We start from the raw sequence: 10,924 nt of genomic DNA, 5'->3' as shown, positions 1-10,924 counted from the left end.
GCCCTCCAGATCGGACCCGACACCCCCATCCTCACCACGGACGCACGCCACCGCGCGGACGCCAAGAGCGCACTCATCACGCTCGTGGAACACGCGCTGATGGCACGGCTGCGCTAGGGCGTTCCGCCCCCAGGGCCGCATACGCGCAGGGCCCGCACTCCGACGAGGAGTGCGGGCCCTGCGCGTATGTCCTCGGGCGGGCGGTGAAGCCTCAGCCCTGCCAGGAGTGCGGGGCGCGGAAGCCCGGGGTGCGCTCCAGGCGGCGCCAGCCGGCGATGCTGCGGCGGCGGTGTGCGGGGGTCGCTGCGGGCGGGGTGGCGGCGCGGGCGAGCAGGACCGCCGTTATGGCGGCCAGCTCCTCGGGATCGGCCAGCCCCTTCTCGACGCGCAGCACGGAATCGGTGGCAGTGCTCATGGGCGGTTTCTCCGTCTTCTCGGCAGGTCTTCGCGGGCTCGGCAGGGTCGCTGCGGGGCTGCGGACTACTGCGGGGGGTTGCCGTGCTTGCGCGACGGCAGGTCGGCGTGCTTGGTGCGGAGCATGGCGAGCGAGGCGATCAGAACCTCGCGGGTCTCGGCAGGGTCGATGACGTCGTCGACCAGGCCGCGCTCGGCGGCGTAGTACGGGTGCATCAGTTCGGCCTTGTACTCCTTGACCATGCGGGTCCGCATGGCCTCCGGGTCCTCGGCGTCGGCGATCTGCCGGCGGAAGATGACGTTGGCGGCACCTTCGGCGCCCATCACGGCGATCTCGTTGGTCGGCCAGGCATACGTCAGATCCGCACCGATGGACTGGCTGTCCATCACGATGTACGCGCCGCCGTAGGCCTTGCGCAGGATCAGCGAGATCCTCGGCACCGTGGCGTTGCAGTAGGCGTAGAGCAGCTTCGCACCGTGCCGGATGATTCCACCGTGCTCCTGGTCCACGCCGGGCAGGAAGCCGGGTACGTCCAGGAGAGTGACGATGGGGATGTTGAACGCATCACACATCTGGACGAACCGGGCCGCCTTCTCCGACGCCTCGATGTCCAGGACACCGGCGAGGGACTGCGGCTGGTTGGCGACGATGCCGACGACCTGGCCGTCGAGCCGGGCCAGGGCGCAGACGATGTTGCGGGCCCAGCGCTCGTGGATCTCCAGGTAGTCGCCGTCGTCGACGAGCTCCTCGATGACCTTGTGCATGTCGTACGGGCGGTTGCCGTCGGCCGGCACCAGGTCCAGCAGGACGTCGCCGCGCCGGTCGGCCGGGTCGTCGCTCACCACGACGGGCGGGTTCTCCCGGTTGTTGGACGGCAGCATCCCGAGCAGGTAGCGGACCTCCGCGATGCAGGTCTCCTCGTCGTCGTACGCGAAGTGCGCGACGCCCGAGGTCTCGGCGTGCACATCGGCGCCGCCGAGGCCGTTCTGGGTGATCTCCTCACCGGTGACCGCCTTCACGACGTCCGGTCCGGTGATGAACATCTGGGAGGTCTCGCGGACCATGAACACGAAGTCGGTGAGCGCCGGGGAGTAGGCCGCGCCGCCCGCGCACGGGCCGAGCATCACGCTGATCTGCGGGATGACACCGGAGGCCCGGGTGTTGCGCTGGAAGATCCCGCCGTAGCCGGCGAGTGCGCTGACGCCCTCCTGGATACGGGCGCCGGCTCCGTCGTTCAGCGAGACCAGCGGGGCACCGGCCGCGATGGCCATGTCCATGATCTTGTGGATCTTGGTGGCGTGGGCCTCGCCCAGTGCGCCGCCGAAGATCCGGAAGTCGTGTGCGTAGACGAAGACCGTGCGGCCGTCGACCGTGCCCCAGCCGGTGATGACACCGTCGGTGTACGGCTTCTTGGTCTCCAGGCCGAAGCCGGTGGCCCGGTGCCGGCGAAGCTGCTCGACCTCCCTGAACGAACCCGGGTCGACCAGCAACTCGATGCGCTCACGCGCCGTCAGCTTGCCCTTGGCGTGCTGTGCCTCGGTCGCCCGGTCACTCGGTCCGCGCCGCGCCTGCTCGCGCAGCGCCAGCAGTTCGGCCACACGGCCACGGGTGTCGCTCGGCTCTCCCGAGGTTTCGTCCACAACGGTCATGTACCGACACTACGAACCCCGGCAAGTAAATCCTGCCGTCGACTCCGTACAGTCTCCTGCCCTGTTTCCTGGTGGAGCCTGACAGAACCAGGGGGACATGCAGGCGAAGTGCCAGCACTTACCGGTCCGTATTTGTTCGGTCCCGACAAAGCGGGGCTGTGGCCCACAGCACCTGCACATCAGCCTCGCAGTGTGCTCCGGTCGGGCGGTCACCTCCGCGACCGGCCTCTCGACCGCGCTCTCGACCGGGGTCGGCGGAACGGGGCACGGGGTGACTGTCCGCGACAATACCCCGGCCCCGTCCCACCGCGTTCCGCACCCTGCGGGCTCAGCCGCCGCAGTGGAAGCGCGCGTCCCCCCAGTCCGCGTGATCGTTTCCGTTGCCGTCGCCGCCGTCACCGACCACCAGGTCGACGTACCTGGCCCCGGTGAGGTCCACGGTGAGCGACCAGGCCGCGTCCGCCGCCTTCAGCACCGGCGACTTCACCTGCTCGGTGCCGTCGGCCGTGACGCTGAACTGCACGCTGCCGCGCGAGGCCTGTACGTCGTCCACTCCGACCTCGGCGGTGAAGGAGGTGCACCTGCCCCCCAGGTAGTAGCGGATCCTCGCCGGGGCGTGGCTGCCCAGGCCCTTGGTGTAGGTGGTGCCGCCGATCTTCAGCGGGGTGCCGTCGCCGCTGCCCTGCTCACCGTTGGACTGGTCACGTTCGACGGGGCCCCAGCCGTTCTCGGCGGATGTCCAGTCGAGGTCGCTGGCCCAGCTGTCCGTGGTGGGCGCGGGCGGCAGGGTCCGTACCGAGGTCTGCGCACCGAGCGTCCGCCGCGCCCCGCCGACCGTGTACGTGATCTGCGAGCTCAGCTCGTAGGTCCGGTACTCCGCATCGGCGGGCGGGGTGACCTGCCACGTGCCGGTGGCCCGGGCCCCGGAGGCGACCGAGTCGAAGGTGACGGTTCCCACCGGCTCCGCCTGCCAGCCGTCCGGCACGGTCAGGCCCATCGCGGCCCCGGTCGCCGCGTCGGCCTCGTGGTTGGTGAAGTGCACCTCGACGGTGTTGGCCGTGCCCGGCTCCAGGACCTCGGCGGCCGGGTCGACGGTGAGCGTGCCGCAGGCGGCACGCTCGTCCTCCGGGGCCGGGCCGAGGTCGGTCACCGTGAACGAGTCGAGGACGAAGTCGGCTCCGTCGGGTGCGTCCCCCCGCTTGCGCAGTCCGGTCCAGGTGTCGCCGCAGCCCGCGGTGACGGTCTCGCTGAAGTGGCCTGTGGTGCGCTGCTGCCCGAGGGGGGTGGACCGGGTCTCGACCGCGTCGGGCTCGCCGTCGGCGGTGATCCGGTCGTAGCCGTCGACCCACTCGTAGGCGCCGGCGTGGCTGGACTGGTAGTCGTACGCGATCTCGTACCGGTGGCCGTCGGTCATCGGCACGGTCCAGGGTGCGGTGCGGTAGACGAGTCCGCTGTTCTCCTCGTGGGCCTTGAGGGACTCCTGGCCGCCGATCACGTCGTCGATCAGCTTTCCGTTCCAGCCGGCCCGGGTGTACGGGGCGTGCAGCTGGGAGAGGACGGTGCGGGGGTCGGTGGAGCCGCCCGCGTCGCCCTTGAGGAAGGGCCCCCAGCCCTGGGCGACGTCCTCGAAGTCCTCGTACACCACGGTGTTCTCCTTGGTCGCCGGGGCGTTGGCGACGATCCGTACGTCGTCGGCGCGGACGCTCGCCGAGCTGCCCTCGACCGCCTCGATACGGAGGGTGGCGCGGCCGTTCGCGGGGGCGGTGAAGTTCACCGCGGCGCGTTGGAAGTACGTGCCGTGCCAGTCGGACGCGGCGACCTGGTCCTTGGCGGTGGAGCGGTCCACGGCGACGGACGCCCCGCCGATGGAGAGGGTCGTGTGCCGGGACTTCCCGGGCTGGACCTCGATGAGCGCGGAGGCCGTGTACCGCTTGCCGGGCCGGAGTCCGTCGATGCGCTGGGCGAGTGCCGCCGTGCCGGTGCCGGAGAGCCGGGCGCTGTTGCGGCCCCGGTCGTCGGTGTCCCGGGCCACGGTTCCGGTCTTCGACCAGGCGTCGAGCCCGTCGTCGTTGAATCCGGGGTCGTCGACGAGGGTGCCCTCGCCCCACCGGGGGTCGGCGGCCTCGGGCGCCTGGTCGGGGTAGAGGACGTACGGGCGGCCGGCCTCGGCCGTCAGTGTGATCCTTCCGTCGACGGGCTTGACCGTGCCGGTCCTGACCCGACCGTTGTCGGTGAGTGCGTAGACGCTGTACCTGCCGTTCGACGGCACCTCCCAACTGCTCGTGCCGCCGGACCTGCTGTAGTGGTACAGCTTCTTGCCGCCGTCCCACGGCAGCAGGTAGTCGGTGCCGCTGAGCACCTTGCGGCCGTGGTCGTAGAAGGTCCGCCGGTTGTCCTCGACCGTGCCCCGCAGCCCTCCGGTGAAGGTGATGTCGTTGCCGTCCCAGCGGGTGATCTTCTGCTGCTGGAGGTACTTGGCGGGCAGGTCGCGCTGCCAGATGTTGTCGTAGAAGGCGTTCCAGTCGGTCTCACCGGTCCAGCCCTCGAACTCGGAGACGGCGGTCTGACCGAGGACCGGGTCGTTGTTCCAGGTGTCCCGTTCGCTGTTGCGGATGAAGCGGATGATCTTCGAGTTGAGTCCCTTGTTGGTGGCGCCGCCGTAGTCGAGGTCGTTGGCCCAGTGCGACCAGAGCGTGCCCCGCTCGAACTTGTCGGACCACTCGCTGCCGACGTTCCAGCCCTGCTGCTGCACGGTCCGCAGGGTCTTGTCGGCGATCCAGCCGTGCGTGTAGTAGACGTCGATGTAGAGGAAGCTCAGGTTGCCGTCGGTCTCGTCGCGCAACTGCTGGAAGCGCTCGGCCAGGTCGCCGCTGTTGAGGTCGCGGCGCTGGTTGATGTAGTAGCTCTGGCCCAGCCAGTTCCAGCCGGGGCTGTTCTTGTCGACGAGTTGCTCGTCGAAGGCCTTGGCGTCCGGGTACGCCTCGGTGGCGTTGACGTGGACGCCGAAGGTGGCGCCCCACTTCTTGCCGTCCTTGAGGAGTTCGTTGAGGTCCTTGAGCCCGCCGGCGCGCTCGTTGTAGTTGCCGCCGTAGTCGGGGTGCGCGGAGTCGTGGCCCTCGGAGGCGTACCCCTTGAGCAGCGCGAGCTGGCCGAGCCCGTCGGTGGACAGCGAGATCCGCTTGACGTCGTCCAGCGTGCGCAGGAAGGGGTGGGTGGCCTGGCTGGCGAAGTTGAACGGGATGTGGGTGATGACCCGGTCCGGGGTGTCGTCACTGCCGGGGGCCTTGACCCCGATGGTCCGGAACGCGACGGCGCCGTCCTGCCAGTCGACCTTCGCGTCACCGTTGGCGTCGGGGGTGACGACGACCTTCGCCCAGGGGAGGTCGTCGCCGCTCTCCGGCTGCGGCGCACCGTCGCCACGGTAGGTCCACTGCCCGGACCAGACGCCGACCCGGACACTGCCGTCATCGGCCTTGCGGGCCTGGTGCCAGAACCGGGCATCGTCGCCGCCGGTGGCCCCGGAGGGCTTGTCGTACGAGGAGTTGGACTCGATTGCGGCGGCGAGCGAGCCGGTGTTGACGAGGGCGTACGAGGCGCCGACCGGTGCGCTGTCGGCGGCGGTGTCCGCGGTGACCTCCGCGAACACGTCGGCGGTCTTCGTCGAGTCGTTGTCCAGCCGGGTGAAGGCGGTGGCGGCGCCGGTGTCCGTGGAGCCGACGGAGACCAGGTCGTGGCCGGGGATGTCGAGGGTGCCGACACGGAACGCCTCGGTGTCGCGGACGGCCGTCACCCGGAAGGTGGTGGCGCGGCCGGAGACGGAGAGCGAGGCGTCGATCTCGATGCCGGGCAGGTCGGTGAAGGCCAGCGTGTAGCGGGCGGTGGAGGCGGTGATCTCGGGGGCACCCTTGAGCTTCACGGGGTGCGCGGTGCCGTTGAGGGTGACGGTGGTGACCGGCTGCGTGCTGCCGAGCAGTTGGGCACCGCTGGCGCGGTCGGTGTACGCCAGGACGCGCGGGAAGTCGTCGGCGACCGCGACCGCGAGCTGCGCGGACCGGATGACGGCGGCGTCCGCCGGCACGGCCACCGACTCGACTGCAGCGGCTGAGGGGGCGACGGCTGAGGCGGGGAGCGCGGTCCCCACCAGTGCCAGAACGGCGACTGAGGCGGCGGCGACAGCGCCCGCCGAAGTGAATCTTCGCGACATGTGCCCTGGGTAGTCCTCGTGACGGGACACCGTCAACGACGCGCGGGCTCCGGGGACGCGCCAGTCCAACAACCGCGTTGCGTAAGTCCAAGTGGACGCTTTGCGCCCGTGCGCTCCTCGGCCGATACCTCCGTACGGCCCCGCCCGCCCTCTACGCCTCCCGCTGCCTGGACCGCCTTCGTCGATGCCACCACGTGAGGAACTTCCTTACCCTCTGGGGCCATTGAGAAGCGGCTGCGACCGCCCGGAGCTCTCCGGGGGATCTGTTCGGCAACAGACTTGCCATGTACCGTTCAACGGACTGCTGTGTGCGAGAAAGCTCAACTCAACTCTACGCGCGCAGAGTCGGCAGCCGCACCGCCTCTCCCCCCACTCCCCCACGGAGGTACCGCAGGATGCTCGGACTCAGGAAAGCGAGCGGCCTCACCGCCGCACTCGCCGCTTTCGGACTGCTCGCCGCAGGCGCCGCCGCCCAGGCGAACGCCGCGCCGGCCGCCGTATCGGCCACCACGGCGACCACCCCGCACCGTGTTCTGTTCGACAACGCCCATGCCGAGACGGCCGGCAACGCGGACTGGATCATCTCGACCAGCCAGCCCGATCCGCTGGGCCAGAACTCCTCCCCGTCCGTCGAGAAGGACTGGACCGGCGCGCTGTCCGCATGGGGCGTCGCCCTCCAGCAGACCGGCGACTACAGCCTCAAGACGCTGCCCTCGGGATCCAGTCTCGCCTACGGCGGCTCGACGACGACCGACCTGTCGAACTTCGACACCCTGGTCCTCCCCGAACCCAACACGCTGTTCACCACGGCCGAGAAGACGGCCATCATGAACTTCGTGCAGAACGGCGGCGGCCTGTTCATGATCTCCGACCACACCGGAGCGGACCGCAACAACGACGGCGAGGACGCGGTCGAGATCCTCAACGACCTGATGTCGAACAACACCGTCGACTCCACCGACCCGTTCGGTTTCTCGATCGACACACTGAGCATCAGCTCCGACTATCCGGCGGCCGTCAGCGACAGCACCGACCCCGTCCTGCACGGCTCGTTCGGCACGGTCACCAAGAGCCTCATCGCCTCCGGAACCACCGCGACGCTCCACCCTGCCGCCAACTCCACTGTCAAGGGCCTGCTCTACCGCACCGGCTACTCCGGCAACACCGGGGCCTTCTTCGCGACCAGCACCTTCGGCAGCGGCCGCGTCGCCTTCTGGGGCGACAGCTCACCCATCGACGACGGCACCGGCCAGTCGGGCAACACCCTCTACGACGGCTGGAACGACTCCGGCGCCACCAACGCGGCCCTCGCCCTCAACGCCACCGAATGGCTCTCCGGTGCGACCGGCGGCGGGGACGGCGGTGGCGGCACGGACCCCTCCTGCACCGCCGCCCAACTCCTCGGCAACAACGGCTTCGAGTCCGGCGCCACCACCTGGAGCGCAACCAGTGACGTGATCACCAACGACACCGGCGAGTCTCCCCGTACCGGCTCGTACTACGCGTGGCTCGGCGGATACGGCAGCGCCACCACCGACACGCTCGCCCAGTCCGTCACCCTCCCGTCCGGCTGCTCCGCGACCCTGAGCTTCTACCTGCACATCGACACCGCGGAGACCGGCACCACCGCGTACGACACCCTCAAGGTCCAGGTCCTCAACAGCTCCGGGACCGCCCTCGGCACCCTCGCCACCTACTCCAACCTGAACGCGGCCTCCGGGTACACCCTGCGCACCTTCGACCTCGGCGACTACGCCGGGCAGACGGTCACCGTGAAGTTCACCGGAACCGAGGGATCCAAGCTCCAGACCTCGTTCGTCATCGACGACACGGCGGTCGACGTGAGCTGATGCGGCACCGGTGGAGCCGGCCGGCGTCCACCGCGGCGGCCGGGCCCCTCGGCCCGGCCGCGTCCCGGACCTACCGGGTGAGCCGCTGGTCGCGGATCTCGGCCCAGCGCAGCGAGTCGCGAATGCCCTCGGCGACGCTGAACCGCGGGCTCCAGTCGAGCAGTTGCCCGGCCCGGTCGCCGCGAGTGAAGGCGCCGACCACGTCGCCCGGGCGCGGGCCGGTCTCGATCACCGCGACCGGCGAGGGGACCACGCTGTTGAAGGCGGCGACCAGCTCGGTGACGGTGGTGCCCGTGCCGGTACCGAGATTGATCACCGTGGAGCGGGCGCCGTCCAGCGCGGTCTCGAACCGCTGGAGCGCAGCCACATGCGCGGTGGCCAGGTCCCAGACGTGCACGTAGTCACGGATGCCCGAGCCGTCCCGGGTGGCCCAGTCGGTGCCGGTGATCCGGAACGGCACCCCCTCGTCGCTCGCCTCGATCAGTTTGCCGAGCGCATGACTGGGCCGGCGCAGCTGGAGGCCGGTGCGCAGCTCGGGGTCGGCACCGATCGGGTTGAAGTAGCGCAGGGAGAGGATCCGGATCGCCTGGGTTTCGGCGATGTCGGCGAACATGCCCTCGCAGACGGCCTTGGTGCGCGCGTACGGGCTCTGCGGGGAGATCGCCGACTCCTCGTCCACGCTCAAGTCCTCACCCGGCTCGTAGATCGAGGCGGAGGAACTGAAGATCATCCTCTGGCAGCCGTTGCGGAGCAGGTGGCCGACGAAGTCCAGGCTCTTGGCGACGTTCGCCCGGTAGTAGCCGACCGGGTCGCCGACCGAGTCCGGCACCACGATGAGCGCGGCGCAGTGCACGACCGCCTCGATCCCGGGGTGCTCGGTGAAGATCCGGTCCACCAGTGCGCCATCGGCGATGTCGCCCTCGTAGAAGATGCGCCCCTCGGTGAACTCCCGACGCCCCGTCACCAGGCTGTCCAGGATCACCGGAGTGATCCCCGCGTCCAGACAGGCGGAGGCGACGGTGCTGCCGATGTACCCGGCTCCACCCGAGATCAGTACCTTCATGTCCGAGATCAACTCCTTGTTCTCCCCACGCCGATGGCCTCCGTCCGCCGCCCCGGCCGACTCGCGCGGCGAGCCTACTGGTCGCGAGCGATGCGGTCCTCGGAGGGCCGTGAGCGGGACGCGTCTCTCCCCCGCGGGATCACAACAGAAGACCTCCGCCGCACCTCGCGAGAGCGCCCCCGTTCCGGTGGGAAAGGAACGGGGGCGCTCGTGCGGATGGCTACGGCGTGCCGTCAGCAGCCGCCGCAGTTGTAGTAGGTCACGTCCCAGTGGTTGCCCTCGTCCGCGTAGATGTTGCCGGAGCCCGACTGGTACTGGGCGGCGCCGTCGCCGCGCAGGCCGATGTAGGTGAAGGCTCCGTGAACGTAGTTCGTCAGGCAGGTGGTCTTGCCGAAGTCGAGCTTGTACCCGTTCCAGTGCGAGTACGTGCCGCTGGCGTGCCCGGTCTCGGTGCCCCCGGTGATGTTCAGCGCGCAGCCCGTGGCGCTCTTGAGGGTCTGGGCGCCCTGGGCGGTGGCCAGGTTGAGCTGCTCGAACGAGGTGCAGGTGGAGACGTTGCGGTCGGAGCAGCCGCCGGAGGACGACCAGGTGATTCCGGAGGAGCTGAAGCGGGCGGTGGCCTGGGCGTGGGTGAGCTTCGTGACGGCGTGGGCCTGCGTGGCACCACTGCCGAGGACGCCGATTCCGGGGGCGAAGAGGACGCCGAGGACAAGGGCGAGGGCGGTCAGGACGGGGCGCAGCGTCATACGGGACACCATGGGGGGATTCCTCCTGCTCATGACAAACAAAGGCAGAGAGATAGTGCCCGAGTTCCCCACCGTTCCGCCAGAAGGCAGGGCCGACGTCGACGGGGAGGCGAGTCTCCACATCGCGCTGAAGTTGAACTTTTAACAAGACGGGGCTACAGTCATTCTCGTTGAAGGTTAAACAACACCGTCGACCGCCATCCGGTCACGTCCCGAGGAGGAGCCATGGCTCTGTTCAGCCGCAAGAACGACACCACCCCGTCCGCCCCCGCCGCCGCTCCCGCCGTGGACCCGGCCCTGGCCGCCCTCACCGGCGACTACACGATCGACCCGGCGCACAGCAGCATCGGCTTCACCGTGCGGCACGCCATGGTCACCAAGGTGCACGGCGCCTTCCGTGAGCACGAGGGCCACCTGAAGCTCGACGGCAGCACCCCCGCCAACTCGACCGCCACGATCGACGTGAAGATCGCCAGCATCGGCACGGGCATCGCCGACCGCGACGGCCACCTGCTCAGCGGCGACTTCTTCGACGCCGAGAAGTTCCCCCTCATGACCTTCCGCTCCACGCAGGCCGAGCAGCTCGGCGGCGACCTGTACCGCATCACCGGCGACCTCACCATCAAGGACGTCACGCGCCCGCTCGCCATCGACCTGGAGTTCAACGGCTCCGCCACCGACGTCTACGGCAACGAGCGGGTCGGCTTCGAGGGCAGCGCGGACATCCTGCGCTCCGACTGGGGCCTGACCTGGAACGCCGCGCTGGAGACCGGCGGTGTGATGGTCAGCGACAAGGTCCGGCTCACCTTCGACATCTCCGCGATCAAGGCCGCCGCACCGCAGGCCTGACGTGCCCGCCGCCTCGGGCCGGGACCTGAGCGCGCCCGCCTTCCTCCTCTCCGCCGGGGACGGAAGGCGGGCGCTCGGCGGTTCAGGGGTCCGCGCACGGCCGGGTCCGACCGGGCCGCGCCCCTCGCGCTCAGACTTCCTTGCTGAA

General features: G+C 69.8%; 7 protein-coding genes and 1 pseudogene. 3 read left to right on the top strand and 5 right to left on the bottom strand.

Annotated features, from left to right (window positions below):
- Window positions 1-117 (top strand): annotated as a pseudogene (locus tag AB0L71_RS07355) (ATP-binding protein); the annotation flags it as partial.
- 94 nt (window positions 118-211) lie between these two features.
- Here the strand turns inward: AB0L71_RS07355 and AB0L71_RS07350 are convergent.
- From AB0L71_RS07350 to AB0L71_RS07340, 3 genes are all read right to left on the bottom strand, one after another.
- The gene (locus tag AB0L71_RS07350; protein WP_365239074.1) at window positions 212-415 is read right to left on the bottom strand and encodes an acyl-CoA carboxylase subunit epsilon; all 204 of its coding nucleotides are present in this window, start codon (window positions 413-415) and stop codon (window positions 212-214) included.
- Between the two features lie 65 nt (window positions 416-480).
- Window positions 481-2,064, bottom strand: coding sequence for an acyl-CoA carboxylase subunit beta (locus AB0L71_RS07345; protein WP_365239071.1), 1,584 nt, complete (start codon window positions 2,062-2,064; stop codon window positions 481-483).
- A gap of 328 nt (window positions 2,065-2,392) precedes the next feature.
- Window positions 2,393-6,268: an endo-alpha-N-acetylgalactosaminidase family protein gene (locus tag AB0L71_RS07340; protein WP_365239069.1), complete on the bottom strand. Its 3,876-nt coding sequence runs from the start codon at window positions 6,266-6,268 to the stop codon at window positions 2,393-2,395.
- A gap of 395 nt (window positions 6,269-6,663) precedes the next feature.
- Between AB0L71_RS07340 and AB0L71_RS07335 the strand changes: the two genes are divergently transcribed.
- Window positions 6,664-8,118, top strand: coding sequence for a hydrolase (locus AB0L71_RS07335; protein ID WP_365239067.1), 1,455 nt, complete (start codon window positions 6,664-6,666; stop codon window positions 8,116-8,118).
- A 70-nt stretch (window positions 8,119-8,188) separates the two neighbouring features.
- Here AB0L71_RS07335 and galE read toward each other — a convergent pair whose 3' ends face one another.
- Together galE and AB0L71_RS07325 are read right to left on the bottom strand one after the other, a co-directional pair.
- On the bottom strand, window positions 8,189-9,181 hold the full coding sequence (galE, locus tag AB0L71_RS07330; RefSeq protein ID WP_365239064.1) for a UDP-glucose 4-epimerase GalE: 993 nt from the start codon (window positions 9,179-9,181) through the stop codon (window positions 8,189-8,191).
- A 233-nt stretch (window positions 9,182-9,414) separates the two neighbouring features.
- Window positions 9,415-9,939 carry a hypothetical protein gene (locus AB0L71_RS07325; RefSeq protein WP_365239061.1) on the bottom strand — a complete coding sequence of 175 codons (525 nt, stop codon included), beginning with the start codon at window positions 9,937-9,939 and terminating at the stop codon, window positions 9,415-9,417.
- 213 nt (window positions 9,940-10,152) lie between these two features.
- Here AB0L71_RS07325 and AB0L71_RS07320 point away from each other — a divergent pair, with 213 nt between their 5' ends.
- On the top strand, window positions 10,153-10,776 hold the full coding sequence (locus AB0L71_RS07320) for a YceI family protein (protein WP_365239059.1): 624 nt from the start codon (window positions 10,153-10,155) through the stop codon (window positions 10,774-10,776).
- Window positions 10,777-10,924: the final 148 nt, after the last annotated feature.

Origin of the sequence: Streptomyces sp. NPDC052052 (assembly GCF_040680455.1) — a bacterium.
Lineage (GTDB): Bacteria > Actinomycetota > Actinomycetes > Streptomycetales > Streptomycetaceae > Streptomyces.
Note: the sequence above shows the minus strand (reverse complement) of the source record. Positions and strands in the feature narration are given on the sequence as shown.

Bases quoted from the DNA above. Each gene is read 5' to 3' on its own strand.
- AB0L71_RS07350 (WP_365239074.1), bottom strand. From the start codon at position 415: ATGAGCACTGCCACCGATTCCGTGCTGCGCGTCGAGAAGGGGCTGGCC.
- AB0L71_RS07345 (WP_365239071.1), bottom strand. From the start codon at position 2,064: ATGACCGTTGTGGACGAAACCTCGGGAGAGCCGAGCGACACCCGTGGC.
- AB0L71_RS07340 (WP_365239069.1), bottom strand. From the start codon at position 6,268: ATGTCGCGAAGATTCACTTCGGCGGGCGCTGTCGCCGCCGCCTCAGTC.
- galE (WP_365239064.1), bottom strand. From the start codon at position 9,181: ATGAAGGTACTGATCTCGGGTGGAGCCGGGTACATCGGCAGCACCGTC.
- AB0L71_RS07320 (WP_365239059.1), top strand. From the start codon at position 10,153: ATGGCTCTGTTCAGCCGCAAGAACGACACCACCCCGTCCGCCCCCGCC.
- AB0L71_RS07325 (WP_365239061.1), bottom strand. From the start codon at position 9,939: ATGGTGTCCCGTATGACGCTGCGCCCCGTCCTGACCGCCCTCGCCCTT.
- AB0L71_RS07335 (WP_365239067.1), top strand. From the start codon at position 6,664: ATGCTCGGACTCAGGAAAGCGAGCGGCCTCACCGCCGCACTCGCCGCT.